Here is a 19,350-nt window from a genome sequence, read left to right as displayed (position 1 = left end):
GCCCGCTCGCCACCGGGACATGCGCGCATCAGTGGCGAGCGGGCTTGTCCCGCGATGAGGCCAGTAGCATCACTGAAGAATCCGGGAGCCGAAGGCTGAGCGCCAGCATTTGAATCGACGACTTCCCTTGATCTTGCTTTTGGATCTTGGTCCTCAAAGCGTGATCGCTCAACCCCCTTTCTTCCAGCAAAAACAGGTTAATGTCAGTCAGTTAAGAAAAATATTCGGCTTTCGAATTTCAGTGATGCTACTGGCCTATCGCGGGACAAGCCCGCTCGCCACCAGGACATGCGCGCATCAGTGGCGAGCGGGCTTGTCCCGCGATGAGGCCAGTAGCATCACTGAAGAATCCGGGAGCCGAAGGCTGAGCGCCAGCATTTGAATCGACGACTTCCCCTTGATCTTGCTTTTGGATCTTGGTCCTCAAAGCGTGATCGCTCAACCCCCTTTCTTCCAGCAAAAACAGGTTAATGTCAGTCAGTTAAGAAAAATATTCGGCTTTCGAATTTCAGTGAGGCTACTGGCCTATCGCGGGACAAGCCCGCTCGCCACCGGGACATGCGCGTATCAGTGGCGAGCGGGCTTGTCCCGCGATGAGGCCAGTAGCATCACTGAAGAATCCGGGAGCCGAAGGCTGAGCGCCAGCATTTGAATCGACGACTTCCCCTTGATCTTGCTTTTGGATCTTGGTCCTCAAAGCGTGCTCGCGCCCCCCTTCCAGCGAAAATCAGACCTCTTCTATCCGCCGGATGCCGCGCGCCATCTGGGCGGTGATCCAATCGCGGAACACCTGGCACTTGGCGCTTTCCTCGAGCGGGCGCGGCGACAGCAGGCAGTTGATCGCCCCGTCCCGCATGAAGCCGAACGGGGCGATCAACTGCCCGCACTCGACCTCGTCCTGAACCATGAGCAACGACGCCATGCTGACCCCGCCGCGGCCTGGAGGCACAAGTAGAAATGCTCGTAGTCGAGCCTGGTCGCATTCGGTGCCGCCGTCCCCGACAGGCGCAACCAGCTTTCCCAGGCCAACGGGCGCGTCTTGCTATGGAGCAGGCGCATGCCATCGAGCCGGCCACCTTGCGGATACGAAGCCGGGGTACAGACCGGACCGATCCATTCTTCGCAGATCGTCTCGCAGTGGATCGACGCGTCCCAGTAGAAATCATCGCGACGCACCGCCAGATCGACGCCTGATCGAGCGAAGTCTATGGGACCGCCCGCGGCAAGGAGTTGCAGCTGCAGGTGCGGTTGGGCGGCCTGGAAATCAGGCAAGCGCGGAATCAGCCATTTCATTGCGATGGTCGGCTCGCAGGAGATCACCAGCACTTCTTCACGAACGCCTTTCTGCAGCCGGGGAACGGTGCTTTCCAGTTGCTCGAACAAGGACCTGGTGACGTTGAACAGCTCCCTGCCGGCGTCATTGAGAAAGATCGCCCGGTTACGTCGCTCGAACAGCTCGACGCCTATGGCGTCCTCCAGCAGCCTCACCTGCCGACTCACCGCGCCATGGGTGACATGCAACTGGCGTGCGGCCCTGATCGATGCGCTCCAACGACATGCCATCCGTGGGGCGGCGCTGGATGTGTTCGCCCAGGAACCGTTGCCCGCCGATTCTCCTTTGTTGGAGTTGAACAAGCTGTTGGCGCTGCCTCATATCGGTTCAGCGACCCGCGAGGCACGGGAGCTGATGGCGCGCACGGCGGCGATCAATCTGGGTTGCGTTGTTGAGGGTAGAACGCCGCCTGATGGGGTGGTTTGAGCAGCGGTCAGCCATTAGCTGGTCGCGGCGCCAAGAGCAGTGACTCTTTGTCACTGCAGCCAGTGTCGCAAGGTACAACATTCGGTTCGTATGGCACTGGTATCTGTCAGTAAGGCACCTCAAGGCACCCCGTTTCTCCCATACCGGCAAAACCCGGCTCGCTGGCTCAACCGCTCGTAATAGGAACTTACCACCGGCAAGCCAGGCCGATCGAAAGGCGTTTCAAACCACCGATTGACGGACAGGCCAATGGGTATGTCCGCCAGCGAAAACTGGTCACCAGCAACGTAACCCCCGGTCGACTCGAGCTGCCGATCCAGAATCCGCATGTACCTGGACCACTCCGCACATCCTGCCATGAGTGCCTGAGCGTCCTGATGCAAGGGAGAATGACGGACCAGCGACATGAACGCATAGCTCCAGGACCGGTTCAGATCCGAAGCCTGCCAATCGATCCACTGATCGACTTTCGCCCTTGCTCTTGCTTCGACCGGATAGAGAGCAGTGTCGCCGTACCGCGTTGCCAGGTAGCGAATGATGGAATTCGATTCCCACAGCGTGAAATCGCCATCCTGGATGACGGGCATCATGGCATTCGGGTTCAGCGCCAGGAATTCAGGCGTCTGGGTCGATTCGAAACCTGTGCCCCAGTCTTCCTGCTCGAAAGAGATGCCAATCTCGGCGCATGTCCATAGCACCTTGCGCACATTGATGGAGGTAGCCCTGCCTAGTATCCGTATCATGTATTCATCCTTGTCTGGGAGGGAAATGCTCCATGACGATATGGTTAGCGGTCAAGGGAAGCCTCAAGCGCTGCTTTAAACCACAACAGATCAAGCATGATGGCCTCGAGCAACGGACCGACCTCCGCAAGCCAGCTCCTCTCAAGCAAGAACCAACCTACGCCACTGCGCTCGACTTGCCTCCCCCACCCGCCACAACACGCCGCGAACGCCAGCCAAACATCAGCACCATCACCAGCCCCAACCCCGCCATCATCGCGCCAGCGAGCGAAATCGCCGGATACCCCAGCCCTGCATTGATCACGGCACCGCCCAGCGCGGCACCGATCGCATTGCCGAAATTGAACGCGCCGATATTCACCGCGGATGCCAGGTTGGGCGCATCCTTGGCCGCCTCCATGACCCGCATCTGCAAAGGCGGTACCAAGGCGAAGCTGGCGGCGCCCCAGACCAGGATCGCCAGCGCGGTCGGCAACTGCCAGCGCATCAGTACCGAGAACGCCAGCAATACGGCGATCAACACGACCAGCGAGACGATCAAGGTGCGATCGATCGAACGGTCCGCGGCCTTGCCGCCCCACACGTTGCCCAAGGTCAGGCCGACCCCGAACAGCACCAGCATGCCGGTGATGAAGGTGGTGGAGGCATGGGTCTCGCTGTGCAGGATCGGCGCGATGTAGGTGAAGACGGTAAACATCGCCGCCGAGCCGACGACGGTCAGCGCCAGCGCCGCCAGCACTGGCCCACGGCCCAGCACGCGGATCTCGGCCAGTACCCCGTCGTTTTCAGGCAGGGGCATATCGGGCAGGGCGAACCAGAGCGCGACCATCGCCACGACACCCAGGCCGGCGATGCCCCAGAACGCGGTGCGCCAACCCATCAACTCGCCGAACCAGGTGGCCAACGGCACCCCGCCGATGGTCGCCAGCGTGAGCCCCATGAACATGGCTGCCACGGCGCCTGCACGCTTCTCCGGCGGTACCACGCTGGCCGCCACGATCGAGCCGACCCCGAAGAACGCGCCATGGTTGAGCGAGGTCACCACGCGGGCGACGAGCAGGCTCTGGTAATCGGTTGCCAGCGCCGACATGAGGTTGCCCAGCGCGAAAATGGCCATCAGGCCGATCAGCAGGTAGCGCCTTGGAACCCTGACCGTGGCCAGTGTCATCAAGGGCGCGCCGATCAGCACGCCGAGGGCGTAGGCGCTGACCAGCAGCCCCGCCGCGGGGATCGATACGCCCAGGTCCGCGGCGATACTGGGCAGCATGCCCATGGGGGCGAACTCGGTGACACCGATGCCGAAGGCACCGATGGACAGGGCTACCAAGGGTGGATTGATACGCATGAACGACTCCTTATCTGTGCGGGGAATGGTACGATCAGATCTTTTCAAGCGGTAGCCCGTGTCGCGGGCAAACACCTTTGCGTCAGAGGCACAAATGGATATCAGCGGGCGATCCGGGGAGATGGAGGTGTTCGCCAAGGTGGCGCAGGAAGGGAGCTTGTCCGCTGCGGCCCGGGCGTTGGGGCTGACACCCTCTGCGGTCAGCCGGGTCATCGCGCGTACCGAACAGCGCCTGGGTACCCGCTTGCTGCTACGTACCACCCGGGCGATCACCCTGACCGCCGAGGGCGAGGCCTATCTACGCGCTGCGCGGCGCATCCTTGCCGACATGGCCGAGGTCGAGGAAGCCATCACTGACCAAGGCGTGCCGAGAGGTCGACTGAGGGTCAGCGCGGCGCTTGGCCACGGTCGGTTGACCATCGTGCCCTTGGTGGCGGCGTTCAGCGCTCGTTATCCGGAGGTATTGGTGGACCTGACGCTGGGCGATGAAGTCGTCGACATCCTGGGCGGGGAAGCCGATGTCGCGTTGCGCTTCGGTCATTTGCCGGACAGCCCCCTGAGCGCTCGCTGCATTGGCGGTACTGGCCAAGTCATCGTCGCTTCGCCGGCGTATCTGGAACGTCACGGCACGCCTCGTGAACCTGAAGACTTGGTTCGGCACAACTGTCTGCGATTCAACTTCGTGCGGACCGCACCCGACTGGCCGTTCAGTCGTGATGGGCAAGGTTTTTCACTGAAGGTCGCCGGGACTATCGAATGCAGCAGCGGCGAGGCACTGGCACAGTTGGCCCGACTTGGGGCCGGTATCGCGCGCATCGGTGTCTTCAGCGTGGCTGAGGATCTGAAGAGCGGTCGGTTGGTGCCGTTGCTGGAGGCGTACAACCCTGGGGACAAGGAGCCGATCCACGCGGTGTTCGTGGGTGGTCCGGCAATGCCGGCGCGGGTGCGGGTGTTCATTGATTTCTTGCGGGAGCATCATCGGCTATGAGCGACGCAGGTTGGTCGGGATTTTCGAGGCCTTCCGACGTTTTTCTGGGTCATGTGTAACCCCAGCTTCTGCGTTGAATGAGCATGTTGTATTACCAGGCGAGTCCTTCGGACTCGATCGCAGGGCAAGCCAGCTCCCACCGGTTCAGTGCAAACCGTGAGAAAGTGCACGATGCTAATGCTCTGGTTTGGTACAGAACCCGATGGGAGCTGGCTTGCTTGTAACCAACAGGCTCTATTCGGACTGTACAAACCATAGTTTTGGCGTCGTGCGCCTTCTCACAGCTTGCATTAAACCGGTGGGAGCTGGCTTGCCTGTAACCAACAGGGCTCTATTCGGACTGTACAAAACCATAGTTTTGGCGTCGTGCGCCTTCTCACAGCTTGCACTGAACCGGTGGGAGCTGGCTTGCTTGTAACCAACAGGCTCTATTCGGACTGTACAAACCATAGTTTTGGCGTCGTGCGCCTTCTCACAGCTTGCATTAAACCGGTGGGAGCTGGCTTGCCTGTAACCAACAGGCTCTATTCGGACTGTACAAAACCATAGTTTTGGCGTCGTGCGCCTTCTCACAGCTTGCACTGAACCGATGGGAGCTGGCTTGCCTGTAACCAACAGGCTCTATTCGGACTGTACAAAACCATAGTTTTGGCATCGTGCGCCTTCTCACAGCTTGCACTAAACCGGTGGGAGCTGGCTTGCCTGTAACCAACAGGCTCTATTCGGACTGTACAAAACCATAGTTTTGGCGTCGTGCGCCTTCTCACAGCTTGCACTAAACCGATGGGGGCTGGCTTGCCTGTAACCAACAGGCTCTATCCGGACTGTACAAAACCATAGTTTTGGCATCGTGCGCTTTCTCACAGCTTGCACTAAACCGGTGGGGGCTGGCTTGCCTGTAACCAACAGGCTCTATTCGGACTGTACAAAACCATAGTTTTGGCGTCGTGCGCCTTCTCACAGCTTGCACTAAACCGGTGGGAGCTGGCTTGCCTGTAACAACATGCTCTATCGGACTGTACAAAACCATAGTTTTGACGTCGTGCGCCTTCTCACAGCTTGCACTAAACCGATGGGGGCTGGCTTGCCTGTAACCAACATGCTCTATCCGGACTGTACAAAACCATAGTTTTGGCATCGTGCGCCTTCTCACAGCTTGCACTAAACCGATGGGGGCTGGCTTGCCTGTAACCAACAGGCTCTATCCGGACTGTACAAAACCATAGTTTTGGCATCGTGCGCCTTCTCACAGCTTGCACTAAACCGGTGGGAGCTGGCTTGCCCTGCGATCGAGGCCGAAGGACTCGCCTGGTAATGAATCCTGTCAGGGCGATCCGTTAGTCATGGAAACACCGAACCACCCCCCCATGAACGCGCCGATCATCGCCCTGTAGATTCGCTCCACCACTATCCCTCCCCCTCGAAACCCAACGTGCGCGCCAACGCCATATCCTCGATCAACGCCTTGGCCATTCCGCTCAGGTAATACGCCGCCAGCACCAAGGTGTCGTCCGGCGCAAGGCTGGCTTCACGCGTCAGCTTGTACACGCAACCCATCATCAATAACGACTGCTCCAGTACATAGTCCAGGTCATGCCCCGGCACCACACGAAACAGCCGGTGCCCAATACTCTCGTCAGCCCCTTCGTCGAAGGTGCCAACGCCGATGGACTGCAGCGTGGAAAGGCCAGTTGGGCGGCCTGCCAAAACCGGTCGTTGGATTGGTAATGACCCAGCGGGACTAGAGGCCCAAGGAAATCACTGCAAAAGCGCAAAGGCGGTAAGAGTATGTTTGGGAAATGGACTACAAGAATAAGGAAAATCTGAAGATTGCATCGTTGCTACTGTACTGGGACGTTCCGAGAAGGCCATAACAGAGACACGTAGGAGGACGCTGTATTCCAGCTGTGTAATTACGCTCTCATAGAACAACGCTAACTCATTTATTTAGCAGGTCCCTGTGGGAGCGGCGGTTCACCGATGCGATTTACCCGCGAACCGGCGAAGCCGGTGCCATAACCCGCGGTGCCTGCTTCGCGGGTAAATCGCATCGGCGAACCGCCGCTCCCACAGAATATTCACCGCGCTTGAGGGCTTTGCTCTCTACGCGACAGCGCAGCCCAACGAGCCGAGCGATACCGCCGATAGAAAAGTCCGTTTCTTATAGGATTAATCCCACGCATGTGTAAAATCCCCGGCACAACAATATCGATTCAACACCGTGCGAGGACTCAGTGACAGGGCAATACCAGCAATGGCGCAAGGATTTTCCATACACCGTGCGCCACCAGCGCACCACTTTGCACTTCACCGATGAGATACCCGCCTACACACGGACGGCCCTGGAACGCCTGATCGACTCCCCGGCCGCCGCCAAGCGGGTCAGCGCCCCGCTGGATTGCCAGCAAAGCGCCCTGTTCACCAAACGAGAACAACTGGACTCGCTGAAGAAGAAGCTACGCGTCCATCGGGGCAACCCCAAGCGCAGCGGCATCTATGACTGGGCGATCGAAGAAATGATCAATACGTGCGAAGCCTATCGTCGCGGCGCTCGTGTCCCTCGATTACTCGGCTACGGTTATCGACGCTCGCGCCTCGGTCTGGTCGAGGACTTTTTCCTGATCACGGAATTGCTGAAAGATCACGTCGACGGCTTTACGCTGATAAGACGCGACCCACAGGCCATCCGTCCTTTGATCAGCGCGGTATTAGAGCTGCTGGCCTCATTGCACTCGCACGACATCGTGCACATGGACCTGTGGGCGGCGAATGTCATGTTGCCCAAAAAGGGAGACGGACCGGCCCACGCCATCGACCTCGAGAACTGCTTCTACGAGCCAACCAGCCACTTCAGCGAAGTGCTCGGCTTCCAGATGGGGTTCTTCTATTACCGCGAGATGTACCGCTACATCACCGAGGCCGACTACGACGCCTTGGTGGAGGCGGCACTGGGCGCTTACCCACACCTCGATCGCCCGGCCTTTTCCGAGATCTACGACATCAGCAAGCACCAGGACGTTGGCCGTCTCGAGCGCCGCGAGATCTTCCACCGTGGTGTGTTGAAACGGCATTGGTAGTCGGAAAACACACAAGTGCCCCGGTTGATCCTTAACACGGGGCATTATTGATTTTAAAATCCCTCAAAACACTCTAGCCACTTAACAGACAGCCGACTGTTCTGCCATTTCAACTACACAAGAACATTATCAAGACTTGCATGGCGCTCAACTTTTTTGACACCCCGAGCATTTAGGTGTCCGTGATCATTAAACCATCTCGTCGAGCCGAACAGCAGACTCAATATTCTGGCTTATATGTGACCCCCTCGCGCACATCCGACAACCAATAAATCCTGACCCTCTGACGCAAGCTCGTTATACTACCCCCAACCGAGCTTTCCACCTCAGCCAGATATGTGAAGTGAACAGATGATCAAAATTTCCTCCTCCATCGAATGCTCAAACTCCTTGCCCTTCGTACTCTTCGGAGGTGTCAATGTGCTGGAGTCGCTGGACCTGGCCCTGACGGCGTGTGCCGAGTACGTGCGTGTCACAGAGAAACTGGGGATTCCTTACGTCTTCAAGGCGAGCTTCGACAAGGCCAACCGCTCCTCGATCCACTCCTACCGTGGCCCAGGCATGGAAGAAGGCCTGCGCATCTTCGAGAAGGTCAAGGCTGAATTCGGCGTACCGGTCATTACCGACGTCCATGAGATCCACCAGGCGGGCCCGGTGGCCGAAGTGGTCGACGTGCTGCAGTTGCCGGCCTTCCTGGCGCGCCAGACCGACCTGGTGATGGCGCTCGCCAAGACGGGCAAGCCCGTGAACATCAAGAAACCGCAGTTCCTGAGCCCGTCGCAAGTGCAGAACATCGTGCAGAAGTTCAAGGAAGCCGGTAACGACCAGTTGATCCTGTGCGACCGTGGCACCTGCCTGGGTTACGACAACCTGGTGGTCGACATGCTGGGTTTCGGTGTCATGAAGCGTACCTGCGATGATCTGCCGGTCATCTTCGACGTGACTCACGCCCTGCAGCAGCGCGACCCTTCGGGCGCCGCCTCGGGTGGCCGTCGCGAGCAGGTCGTCGAGCTGGCCCGTGCTGGCATGGGCGTTGGCCTGGCGGGGCTGTTCCTGGAAGCGCATCCGGATCCGGACCAGGCCAAGTGCGATGGGCCAAGCGCCCTGCCGCTGGATCAACTGGAGCCATTCCTGGCGCAGATCAAAGCGCTGGATGATCTGGTCAAATCGTTCCCGCCGCTGAACATTCGCTGAGTTTGCGAAGGGTCGATATCGTGATGTCGGCCCGTTTGGAGCAGCAGCCGTCGAGTGGTTGCAGAAGAGGCTCACACGCCCACTGTCAGTCAGTTAAGTAGAAAAAATTCGCTCTTGCATACTGGGGCATATCCTGGGGTTTCTGAAATCTTCAGTGGTGCTGATGGCCCTGTCGCGGGACTAGCCCGCTCGCCACCGGTGCGTGGTGCAGCGAAACCCATACCAGGTGGCGAGCGGGCTAGTCCCGCGACAGGGCCATCAGCATCACAAAACTTCGAGACCCCTCAGATAAGCTTCAGCCTGTGAAGATCGAATGTTTTGCCTTAATTGACTGGCATTGGCTACACATGCCCGTTCATATCGAGTCAATCAGAGACACCCGAGCACAGGTAAAGTCAGTCGAAAATCTCGACGATACCCACTACCGCATTCCCCTCCCCCGTAACTGCCAGCACCCGAATCTTGTTATCGATCATATAGGCCTCCGCCGTCGCCAGCCGGGCATCCTGGTCAATGGTATGCGGGGTGGTGGTCATGAATTCGGAGACAACGGCATCAACGGTTCCTTCGTCTTCCAACAAGGCTCGGCGGACATCTCCGTCGGTGACTATGCCGACCAGTTTGTCTTGGTCGATCACCAGGGTCATACCCAGACGGCTCTGTGTCATGACCAACAGGCAGTCATGAAAACGGGTGTCGGGTGTGACCACCGGCGCTGGCGAATGCATGACGTCCCGAACGCGAGTCAGCAACTTGCGACCCAGGCTGCCACCGGGGTGGTAGCGCGCGAAGTCCATGGGTTTGAACCCGATGGCCTCGATCAACGCGACTGCCAGGGCATCGCCCATCGCCATGGTCGCGAGGGTCGAAGTCGTCGGCGCCAGATTGTTGGGGCAGACTTCGCGCTCTACTGAGATATCCAGCCAGATATCGGCATGCTTGGCCAAGGTGGAGCTGCCATTGCCGGTCATGGCGATGATCGTGTTGCCGAACGACTTGACGCTCGGGATCAGCTTGATCAGTTCTTCGGTTTCGCCGCTGTAGCTGATCAGAATCAGCACGTCGACCGGCTTGAGCATGCCGAGATCGCCGTGGAACGCTTCGGCGGGGTGCAGGAAGAAACTCGGCGTGCCGGTGGAAGCGAAGGTGGCGACCATTTTCTTGCCGATCAGACCCGATTTGCCCATGCCGCAGACGACTGTCCGGCCTTTGCAGCCAAGGATCAATTCGACGGCATTCTGGAATTCATCGTTCAGGCGGCCGGCCATCTGGGTGACGGCCTGGGCTTGGGCGATCAGGGATTTTCTTGCGATTGGAAGGTGGTTCATCAAGGAGGGTGATCGTGTCGACAGGCTGATAATGGGCGGGGATCTTAAGGGGGTTTGCGTTATCACGCAAAGCTTGGTGTCTTGGTGGGCCGAAGGGGCTGCGTTTGGCTGAGTGTGGAGGCTAGGGTTGTATGAACATACCCTGCTTGGAATCGGCTTTTCCGCATCTGGCGGGTGCGGCTGTATAAGCCCCTAAATAGAGACTGCTCCGATTACCCATACAACCACCCCGTCACTCTGAACTTGTGGTCACTCACAATCCGCAACAACATCCAAACCACGTATCCACGATGAACATTGGCCAGCGTAAAACACTTGTGCTATACGGCTTGTTTATCCTGTCCATCAAAGCTACAACTTCAGCTATCCGCACCACTCGCGCCCGTCAAATCGTCTCAGCAACTTTCGGCTTCTTATGCGCCCCAAAAAACCAACGGCAGCATGTTCACAAGAAATGTTGCGCTCTTTCGAGACGTGCCATAAGACCTGCAAAGGTCCTGTCATCATTCTCGCCTCAGGCCAAAGTGCCCGGCATTTTGATCTGGCTCATTTCCCCGATGTGCCAGTGATCGCAATGAACGGTTCGGTCTCCATGTTGATGGGCACCCCGATCAAGCCGTTCTTCTACGTCTGCTCCGATCTGGACTTCCCCAATCAACAGCCCGAGCTCTATGCCTGGGCGTTGCAACACAGCAATAATCTGTTGCTATGGCCAGAGCGCCTGCAAGAGCACGATATCCCGCCTGTCACCAACCGCTATCCGTTGTTCAAGGCCCGTGCCCTTTCGCTCGAGGATTGGCTGGGCACGGGATCGCTGGTGCGCAGTTGGACTTTCTGGAGCAAACGTGGGCGCTCGATCGGCTTCAGCAGAAACCTGAGCAAGGGCTTTTTCGATGCCAGGACCGTCGCCTACGTGGCGCTGCAGCTGGCTTGCCATCTCGGTTTCAGCGAGGTGTTTCTGGTCGGAGTGGATCTCGACCAATCGGTGGGACGCTTCTATGAAACGGGCCAGACAGGGCACTCCCCTTGCGGGCTGGACCAGCATTGGGAGCGTCGTATCCTGCCGTCACTGGCGTTGATGAGGCAGAGAGTGATCGATGACAGGTTCCAGGTTTACAACCTGTCGGCCACGTCGCGTGTCCCGACCTCGGTGATCCCCAAGATCGATGTAGCCCAGGCAAGGGCGCTGGTGGCTCGTCACCTGCCCGGTTGAGCCGCGATGCGTTGGCAGGGACCTGCCCGTTAAAGCAGGTATCCCGATTTTCAGATGCTGGAACTTCTCTTCAGGATTTCAAGATCTGCTGGGCATCTGCTGGCCCTGTCGCGGGACAAGCCCGCTCGCCACCGATGCGCGGGCGTGGCGAAAACCCAGGTGGCGAGCGGGCTTGTCCCGCGATAGGCCCTTAAAAGCCCAGCCGATTCTGAAACCGAAAGCCAAACCTCCAGCATCCGAAAACCAGGCTGCCTCGCCACAACTGGCTGGCCTTGCCCACCCACCCGCCTCGAGCGCTCTATTCAGCCTCCCCAGCCCTGCACGAACTCGGCCGTTTCCAGCACCGGCGCCGGGCGCGGTTGGTTCTCCGGCGTTCCGACATACAGATAACCGATCACCTCTTCGTTCTCCGCCATCCCCAGACCCTGATGCACATGGTCATCGAACGCCAGGTCGCCGGTGCGCCACACCGCGCCGATCCCTTGGGCATGGGCAGCCAGGAGAATACCGTGTGCGGCGCAACCGGCGGCCAGGCGCTGCTCGGACTTGGGCACCTTGTAATGATCCTGCAGACAAGCGATCACCACGATCAGCAACGGCGCGCGCAATGGCATGGCGCGGGCCTTGTCCAGCGCCTTGGACGTGGCGTCGCCCTTGCGCTCCACCGCTTCGGCGAACAGCTCGCCCAGGCGATCACGGCCCTCGCCTTCGATGGTGAGAAAACGCCACGGCCGCAGCTGGCCATGGTCGGGCGCGCGCAAAGCGGCCTGAAACAAGGCTTCGCGCTGAGCGCCATCAGGCGCGGGGTCGGTCAAACGTGCCACGGACACACGGTTGAGCAACGCATCAAGAGCCTCCATCGGCTACCCCCAAGAAAGATGAATGTGCGGTCATTCTAGCGTTTACTTCGAAAGGTCCATAGGTAGAATGGCGCCCTTCCGTTCCAAGTCAGAGCAGATCACATGGCGTTGCCGACCTTAAGGATCATTGGTTTCATCATCGGCATCTTCCTCATCACCCTGGCGGTCAGCATGGTCGTCCCCATGGCGACCCTGGTGATCTTCGAACGCACCGGCGACATGCATTCCTTCCTCTGGTCAAGCCTGATCACCTTCGTTGCCGGGTTGGCCCTGGTCATACCGGGACGGCCGGAGCACGTGCACCTGCGGCCTCGCGACATGTACCTGCTGACGGTCAGCAGCTGGCTGGTGGTGGGTCTGTTCGCCGCCCTGCCCTTCCTGCTGACCCAGCACATCAGCTACACCAACGCCTTCTTCGAAAGCATGTCCGGCATCACCGCCACCGGTTCGACCGTATTGAGCGGGCTGGACAGCATGTCGCCGGGCATCCTGATGTGGCGCTCGATGCTGCACTGGCTGGGCGGCATCGGCTTCATCGGCATGGCGGTGGCGATCCTGCCGTTGCTGCGCATCGGTGGCATGCGCCTGTTCCAGACCGAGTCGTCCGATCGCTCGGAAAAGGTCATGCCGCGCTCGCACATGGTCGCCAAGTCGATCGTGCTGGTGTACGTCGGCATCACGGTGCTGGGCAGTCTGGCCTTCTGGTGGGCGGGGATGGGGTTGTTCGATGCGGTCAACCATGCCATGTCGGCGATCTCCACCGGCGGGTTCTCCACCTCCGACCAGTCTCTGGCCAAGTGGGACATGCCTGCCGTGCACTGGGTCGCGGTGGTGGTGATGATCCTCGGCAGCCTGCCGTTCACCCTGTATGTGGCCACCTTGCGCGGCAATCGCGGCGCGATGATTCGCGACCAGCAGGTCCAGGGACTGCTCGGCTTGCTGGTGGCTACCTGGATCGTGCTCGGCACCTGGTACTGGGCCACCAACAACCTGCCGTGGTTCGACGCCCTGCGCCACGTGGCCCTGAACGTCACCTCGGTGGTCACCACCACCGGCTTCGCCCTGGGTGACTACAGTCTGTGGGGCAACTTCTCGCTCATGCTGTTCTTCTACCTGGGCTTCATCGGCGGTTGCTCCGGTTCGACGGCGGGCGGGATCAAGATCTTCCGTTTCCAGGTCGCCTACATCCTGCTCAAGGCCAGCCTCAACCAGCTGATCCACCCACGCGCGGTGATCAAGCAGAAGTACAACGGCCACCGTCTCGATGAAGAGATCGTGCGCTCGATCCTGACGTTCTCGTTCTTCTTCGCGATCACCATCTGCATCATCGCCCTGCTGCTGTCACTGCTGGGGGTCGACTGGATGACCGCCCTGACCGGTGCCGCCAGCACCGTATCCGGTGTCGGTCCGGGCCTCGGCGAAGTGATCGGGCCCGCGGGCAACTTCTCTACCCTGCCCGATGCGGCCAAGTGGATCCTGGCGGGCGGCATGCTGCTTGGCCGCCTGGAGATCATCACCGTGCTGGTGCTGTGCATGCCGGCCTTCTGGCGCCACTGAGTCTTGCGCGGCCGCCGCGCCCCGCCGGCCGCGATACTCGCTCGGCGTGGTGTCGAACCAGCGCCGGAAGGCGCGGTAGAAGTTGCTCGGGTCGGCGAAGCCCAGCAGGTAGGCGGTTTGCAGCAACGTCATCGCAGGCTGGGCCAGGTATTGCTCAGCCAGTTCACGGCGGGTGTCGTCGAGCAGGTTCTGGAAGCTGGTGCCTTCTTCCTGCAGCCGACGCTGCAAGGTGCGCTGGGACATGTGCAGGGCCTGGGCGACCGCTTCGCGCTTGGGTTCGCCCTCGGGCAGGATCCGGCACAGCACCTGGCGGGCGCGGTGGGTCACCCGGCTTTCCGAGAAACGCGCCAGGTACTCCCCGGCGAAGCGATCATGCAGGATGGCCATGGCCTCGTTGGCGGTCGGTAGCGCTGCTTCCATGTCGGCTCGTTCGAAGACCAGCGCATCATGCGGCGCGTCGAATATCAGCGGTGCGCGGAATGCCTTTCGGTAAGGTTCCACATCCGCCGGCTGTGGCCCCTGGATCAGCACCCTTCGCAGCTGGATCGCTCGGCCGCTGAGCCAGCTGCACAGTGACAAGGCGCAGGCGAGTGAAGCCTCGGCGCTGTGGCGAGTAGGCGGCAGGTGATCGCCATGCACGGTCAGTACGAGGGTGTAGTTGCCGTCGTGCAGATGGAAACTCAGGTCGGAGCTTTCTGCAATGATGCGCTGATAGCGCACCAGGCGATGGAAACCTTCGGCCAGGGTACGGCTCGACATCAACGCATAGCCGACCACATGGAAGGATGCCGGCCGCACCACCCGCGACATGTTCAGGCCGACGGCCTGATTGCCCGACAATTCCACGGCCAATTGCCAGAGCCGGGTCATGTCATCCTGGCGAAAACGTGCGTCAGGGTCGTCGAGGGCGGAAAAATCGAGCCCTAGTTGCTTGAACATAGCGCGGCAATCGAGCCCTTCGAGTTCGAGTGCCTTGACGATCCCTGAAGCCCAGCTGGCTGACGTGGTTCTCTCACTCATGGGCGACTTCTTGTGCTGACCGCTCCCGCGGTAGATTGCAAAGGATATTCAATTGGCGCTTATTGTCACTGGCCAGTACCGCTTATCACTCTAGACTCGAATCAGGTTCCACGCAGTCCTACCCTTTCAGTCAGAGCAGCCTTGGAAGCACAGTCATGACCCGTACAGCGCAATACCGCAGTTTTGCCGAGTTCTACCCTTATTACCTGGGAGAGCACAGCAACCCCACCTGTCGCCGTTTGCATTTTGTCGGGACCAGTCTGGTCATCGCGCTGCTGGCTTATGCCATTGCCAGCGGCGAGTGGCTACTGTTGGTGGCGGTGCCACTGGCCGGGTATGGGTTCGCCTGGGCCGGGCACTTTTTCTTCGAGAAGAATCGGCCGGCGACCTTTACCTATCCTTTTTACAGCTTGATCGGGGATTTCGCCATGTTTCGCGATATTTTGCGGGGGAAGGTGAAGCTTTGAGTGGGAGGCGGCTGACGGCTTTATCGCGGGTGGTCCGGCAAGCCCGCTTGCCACTGGAGAGGCGGTGCGGCTGATGGCCTCATCGCGGGACTAGCCCGCTCACCACTGGGGGCAATGCGTACTTTCACACCCCGCCACGGTGGTGAGCGGGCCAGTCTCGCGAGAGGCCATCAGCGTCACAGAAGATCTGTAAGATTGAAGATAAGCTTCAGTATGATTACTTTTGCGTCAACTGATCGACATCAAGGCCAGCCCTTACAAACCCGATCAAACCGGCTCTTTCACCCTAGGCATTGCCTGCCCTAAGCGCCCCTGCTGCACCTCGGCCAGCCGATACAGCTCGATCTGCCCATCCCAGTGCTCGATCAACGCCGTGCAGGACTCCACCCAATCGCCACAATTGAAATAATCCACATCGCCCACCTTGCGAATCTCGGCATGATGAATATGCCCGCACACTACCCCATGAAATCCGCGCCGGGTGCACTCATGGGTGATGGCCTGTTCGAAGTCGCTGATGAAGTTCACCGCTCCCTTCACCTTGTGCTTGAGGTAAGCGGAGAGCGACCAATACCCATAGCCATAACGCGCCCGCCAGTGGTTCAGCCAGCGGTTGAGCACCAACGTCACCTCATAGGCCCGGTCACCCAGAAACGCCAGCCATCGGTGATACCGAGTGATCACATCGAACTGGTCGCCATGGATTACCAGCAACCGCCGACCGTCCGCGGTCAAATGCTCGGCCTGATCGACCAATTGAATATTGCCAAGAACGAGCGTCGAGTAACGCCGCAGGAATTCGTCATGGTTGCCGGTGACATAGATCACCTCGGTCCCGCGCTTGCTCATGGTCAGCAGGCGGCGGATGACGTTGGTGTGGGCCTGCGGCCAGTAGATCCCCCCGCGCAGCTTCCAGCCGTCGATGATATCGCCGACCAGATAGACGCGGTCGGCCTGGTAGCCCTTGAGAAAACGCGACAGGTGCTCGGCCTGGCAGTCCCGGGTGCCCAGGTGCACATCGGAGATCCACAACGTGCGTACACGTTGCTTGCGCGACGGTCGAGAGCATTCGACGTGGGTCATGGATCGGCCTCCGGCGCTGTTTGCAGGAGGGTGACAGATCCAGGTGACAACGCGGTGGCGTTGCCATGACAGATACGCGAAGGCAATGCTGTCCAGCGTGCGAAAGATGCTGCGGTAGCGACACCGCTTTGGCGATCCCGTCGCAGTCACGCCAAAGCCACACTGTCCTGTTCAACGTGCGAAAGATGCCGCGGTAGCGAAACTGTCTTGGCGATCCCGTCGCAGTCACGCCAAAGCCACACTATCCCTGTTCAACGTGCGAAAGATGCCGCAGCAGCGACACTGCATTAGCGATCCCGTCGCAGTCACGCCAAAGCCACACTATCCCTGTTCAACGTGCGAAAGATGCCGCGGCAGCGACACTGCCTTGGCGATCCCGTCGCAGTCACGCCAAAGCCACACTGTCCTGTTCAACGTGCGAAAGATGCCGCGGCAGCGACACTGCCTTGGCGATCCCGTCGCAGTCACGCCAAAGCCACACTATCCCTGTTCAACGTGCGAAAGATGCCGCAGCAGCGACACTGCATTAGCGATCCCGTCGCAGTCACGCCAAGCAGCTCTCGCCCGCCTGCAGGGAGCAATGGGCAGCGTCGAACGTCATGACGTCACCATCGTCTTTACGCAAGCTTTACGCTCACCTGACCGCCCTTGACCTTGATCTCCCTAAACTGAGCACATCCGGTAAACACCGGCCCTCGAAAGGAGAGACACCATGCGCAAGACCCTGATCGCTCTGATGTTCGCCGCCGCTCTGCCAACCGTTGCCATGGCCATGCCAGAAGGCGGCCCGCGTCACGAAGGCCCACATCACCGCGGTGGCGCGCCTTACGCTCAACTGGACCTGACCCACGAACAGCGCCAGCAGATCGGCAAGCTCAAGGGCGAGGACATGAAAGCCCATCGCGACATCACCAAGCGCTACCTGGACAAGCTGCCGGCCGCCGAGCAGAAAGCCATGAAGGACGAGCTCAAGGCACGGCACGACAAGACCCAAGCTGAAATCCGCGGCCTGCTCAAGCCAGAACAGCAGAAGCAGTTCGACGAAATGCAAAAGAAACGCGCCGAACGCAAGGCCGAGTGGCAGGAATTCAAGGCCTGGAAAGCTGAAAAAGCCAGCAAGGCCCAGTAAGCTGTCGACCGCACGCCCGACCCGCCCCTGCGGCAGGTCGGGCTTTTCCCGTTTGTAGGAGGTGTTGTCTTGCGTTCATTGTTCTGGCGCATCCTGGCGAGTTTCTGGCTGGCCATCACCCTGGTCGCCGGTCTGTCCATTCTGCTCGGCCATATGCTGAACCAGGATGCCTGGATCCTCAGCCGTCATCCGGGCCTGAACACCTTGGCCAGTCATTGGGCCGAGCATTATGAACAGGAAGGTGTCGACTCCGCGCAGCAGTTCCTGGAGCGCCGCAGGCAACGCTTCAAGATCGATGTACAGGTGCTCAACGAGAGCGGCGAAGCCGTGGTGCCAGGCACGTTCCCGCGGCGGGCGGCAGCTTTCGAGGCGCGCCAGCACAATGACAAGCGCCTGCCTTGGCGACGACTGACCGAGGAATACACCAGCCCTCGCAGCGGCGAGACCTACCTGCTGATCTACCGCATTCCCCACCCCGAGCTGGATGCCTGGCACCGCGACAGCCTGCTGTGGCCCCTCAGCGCACTGGGCATCGCCTTGGTGGTGTTGACGTTGTTCAGCCTGTTGGTGACGCTGTCGATCACCCGGCCGCTGAGTCGACTGCGTGGGGCGGTGCACGACCTGGGCCAGGCCAGCTACCAGCAGAACAGCCTGGCGCGCCTGGCTGACAGGCGGGACGAGTTCGGGGTCCTGGCCAACGACTTCAACAAGATGGGCGCGCGCTTGCAGAGCCTTATCGGCAGCCAGCGCCAACTGCTACGTGATGTATCCCATGAGTTGCGTTCCCCGCTGGCGCGTCTGCGCATCGCCCTGGCACTGGCCGAACGCGCCGAGCCTGCCCAGCGCGAAGCCCTGTGGCCGCGCCTGACCCGAGAATGCGATCGCCTGGAAGACCTGATCAGCGAAATCCTCGAACTGGCTCGCGTCGATGCTGAACAGGCCCATGCCGAAACGGTCGACCTCAATGCCTTGCTCGGCAGCGTACGCAAGGATGCCCAGCTCAGCGCGCCGGACCAGGAGATTCGCCTGGAAAGTACGCCCGGCCTGACGTTGATGGGCTGGCCGACCTTGATCGAGCGAGCCGTGGACAACCTGGTACGCAACGCCTTGCGCTTCAACCCCGTGGGCCAACCCATCGAGATCAGCGCCCAGGGTGATCAGGATCGCATTCTCCTGAGTGTGCGCGACCATGGTCCCGGCGCGGCGCCGGAGCATCTGGCGCGCCTGGGAGAACCCTTCTTCCGCGCGCCGGGGCAGCAAGCATCGGGTCATGGCTTGGGACTGGCGATTGCCCGCAAGGCAGTGGAACGTCATGGCGGGAGCCTGGTGTTCGAAAACCATGCTCAGGGCGGCTTCGTCGCCCGGCTGGAGTTGCCGTTGACGAAGCCGGTGGGGGGTTGAGGGCGTAACGTACCTTTCACTTGTGCCTAGCACACGCCGGATAATGGCCTGATGCTGGTCAGTCGAGGAAAAGTCATCAAGTTTCGTTGGCTGGCGCTCTTGTTTGGCTTCTGGAATCTTCAGTGACGCTGCCGGCCTATCGCGGGACAAGCCCGCTCGCCACCGGTGCGCGGTGTCCCGGTGGCG

General features: G+C 60.0%; 15 protein-coding genes and 2 pseudogenes. 9 read left to right on the top strand and 8 right to left on the bottom strand.

Features of this window, described 5'->3' with window-relative positions:
* Positions 1 to 727: 727 nt before the first annotated feature.
* Positions 728 to 1,563, bottom strand: a pseudogene (locus G7009_RS02530) (LysR substrate-binding domain-containing protein).
* Here G7009_RS02530 and G7009_RS02525 point away from each other — a divergent pair.
* Positions 1,511 to 1,759: an NAD(P)-dependent oxidoreductase gene (locus G7009_RS02525; RefSeq protein ID WP_308813303.1), complete on the top strand. Its 249-nt coding sequence runs from the start codon at positions 1,511 to 1,513 to the stop codon at positions 1,757 to 1,759. The pseudogene G7009_RS02530 and the gene G7009_RS02525 sit on opposite strands and share 53 nt — an antisense overlap.
* A gap of 119 nt (positions 1,760 to 1,878) precedes the next feature.
* Here G7009_RS02525 and G7009_RS02520 read toward each other — a convergent pair whose 3' ends face one another.
* Both G7009_RS02520 and G7009_RS02515 read right to left on the bottom strand, forming a co-directional pair.
* Positions 1,879 to 2,502, bottom strand: coding sequence for a glutathione S-transferase family protein (locus tag G7009_RS02520; RefSeq protein ID WP_181128407.1), 624 nt, complete (start codon positions 2,500 to 2,502; stop codon positions 1,879 to 1,881).
* 157 nt (positions 2,503 to 2,659) lie between these two features.
* Positions 2,660 to 3,847 (bottom strand): MFS transporter, encoded by a 1,188-nt coding sequence (locus G7009_RS02515; protein WP_181128406.1) that lies wholly within the window; start codon positions 3,845 to 3,847, stop codon positions 2,660 to 2,662.
* 94 nt (positions 3,848 to 3,941) lie between these two features.
* Between G7009_RS02515 and G7009_RS02510 the strand changes: the two genes are divergently transcribed.
* The gene (locus G7009_RS02510; protein ID WP_181128405.1) at positions 3,942 to 4,835 is read left to right on the top strand and encodes a LysR family transcriptional regulator; all 894 of its coding nucleotides are present in this window, start codon (positions 3,942 to 3,944) and stop codon (positions 4,833 to 4,835) included.
* Positions 4,836 to 6,242: 1,407 nt separating this feature from the next.
* Here the strand turns inward: G7009_RS02510 and G7009_RS02505 are convergent.
* Positions 6,243 to 6,542 carry a DUF3077 domain-containing protein gene (locus G7009_RS02505; RefSeq protein ID WP_181128404.1) on the bottom strand — a complete coding sequence of 100 codons (300 nt, stop codon included), beginning with the start codon at positions 6,540 to 6,542 and terminating at the stop codon, positions 6,243 to 6,245.
* A 527-nt stretch (positions 6,543 to 7,069) separates the two neighbouring features.
* Between G7009_RS02505 and G7009_RS02500 the strand changes: the two genes are divergently transcribed.
* Together G7009_RS02500 and kdsA are read left to right on the top strand one after the other, a co-directional pair.
* Complete coding sequence (locus G7009_RS02500) at positions 7,070 to 7,912, top strand: lipopolysaccharide kinase InaA family protein (RefSeq protein WP_181128403.1); 843 nt, start codon at positions 7,070 to 7,072, stop codon at positions 7,910 to 7,912.
* 351 nt (positions 7,913 to 8,263) lie between these two features.
* Positions 8,264 to 9,106, top strand: a complete 843-nt coding sequence (gene kdsA, locus G7009_RS02495) for a 3-deoxy-8-phosphooctulonate synthase (RefSeq protein WP_181128402.1) — start codon at positions 8,264 to 8,266, stop codon at positions 9,104 to 9,106.
* 395 nt (positions 9,107 to 9,501) lie between these two features.
* Here the strand turns inward: kdsA and G7009_RS02490 are convergent, their stop codons facing one another.
* On the bottom strand, positions 9,502 to 10,434 hold the full coding sequence (locus G7009_RS02490; protein WP_181128401.1) for a KpsF/GutQ family sugar-phosphate isomerase: 933 nt from the start codon (positions 10,432 to 10,434) through the stop codon (positions 9,502 to 9,504).
* 415 nt (positions 10,435 to 10,849) lie between these two features.
* Between G7009_RS02490 and G7009_RS02485 the strand changes: the two genes are divergently transcribed.
* Complete coding sequence (locus G7009_RS02485; protein ID WP_181128400.1) at positions 10,850 to 11,647, top strand: lipopolysaccharide biosynthesis protein; 798 nt, start codon at positions 10,850 to 10,852, stop codon at positions 11,645 to 11,647.
* 302 nt (positions 11,648 to 11,949) lie between these two features.
* On the opposite strand, the gene G7009_RS02480 is transcribed toward G7009_RS02485, so the two are convergent.
* Entirely contained in the window at positions 11,950 to 12,507 is a 558-nt protein-coding gene (locus G7009_RS02480; RefSeq protein ID WP_181128399.1) for an NAD(P)H nitroreductase, read from the bottom strand.
* A gap of 102 nt (positions 12,508 to 12,609) precedes the next feature.
* Between G7009_RS02480 and G7009_RS02475 the strand changes: the two genes are divergently transcribed.
* Positions 12,610 to 14,064: a TrkH family potassium uptake protein gene (locus G7009_RS02475; RefSeq protein WP_181128398.1), complete on the top strand. Its 1,455-nt coding sequence runs from the start codon at positions 12,610 to 12,612 to the stop codon at positions 14,062 to 14,064.
* Here G7009_RS02475 and G7009_RS02470 read toward each other — a convergent pair.
* Positions 14,021 to 15,084, bottom strand: a pseudogene (locus G7009_RS02470) (AraC family transcriptional regulator). The gene G7009_RS02475 and the pseudogene G7009_RS02470 sit on opposite strands and share 44 nt — an antisense overlap.
* A 155-nt stretch (positions 15,085 to 15,239) precedes the next feature.
* Between G7009_RS02470 and G7009_RS02465 the strand changes: the two are divergent.
* The gene (locus G7009_RS02465) at positions 15,240 to 15,551 is read left to right on the top strand and encodes a DUF962 domain-containing protein (protein ID WP_181128397.1); all 312 of its coding nucleotides are present in this window, start codon (positions 15,240 to 15,242) and stop codon (positions 15,549 to 15,551) included.
* A 267-nt stretch (positions 15,552 to 15,818) separates the two neighbouring features.
* On the opposite strand, the gene G7009_RS02460 is transcribed toward G7009_RS02465, so the two are convergent.
* The gene (locus G7009_RS02460; RefSeq protein ID WP_181128396.1) at positions 15,819 to 16,634 is read right to left on the bottom strand and encodes a UDP-2,3-diacylglucosamine diphosphatase; all 816 of its coding nucleotides are present in this window, start codon (positions 16,632 to 16,634) and stop codon (positions 15,819 to 15,821) included.
* Between the two features lie 712 nt (positions 16,635 to 17,346).
* Here G7009_RS02460 and G7009_RS02455 point away from each other — a divergent pair.
* Together G7009_RS02455 and G7009_RS02450 are read left to right on the top strand one after the other, a co-directional pair.
* Positions 17,347 to 17,763 (top strand): Spy/CpxP family protein refolding chaperone, encoded by a 417-nt coding sequence (locus tag G7009_RS02455; RefSeq protein ID WP_181128395.1) that lies wholly within the window; start codon positions 17,347 to 17,349, stop codon positions 17,761 to 17,763.
* Positions 17,764 to 17,832: 69 nt separating this feature from the next.
* Positions 17,833 to 19,164, top strand: coding sequence for a sensor histidine kinase (locus tag G7009_RS02450; protein ID WP_181128394.1), 1,332 nt, complete (start codon positions 17,833 to 17,835; stop codon positions 19,162 to 19,164).
* Positions 19,165 to 19,350: the final 186 nt, after the last annotated feature.

Origin of the sequence: Pseudomonas capeferrum (assembly GCF_013523055.1) — a bacterium.
GTDB lineage: Bacteria > Pseudomonadota > Gammaproteobacteria > Pseudomonadales > Pseudomonadaceae > Aquipseudomonas > Aquipseudomonas capeferrum_A.
This window is presented reverse-complemented; position numbering and strand designations above follow the sequence as displayed.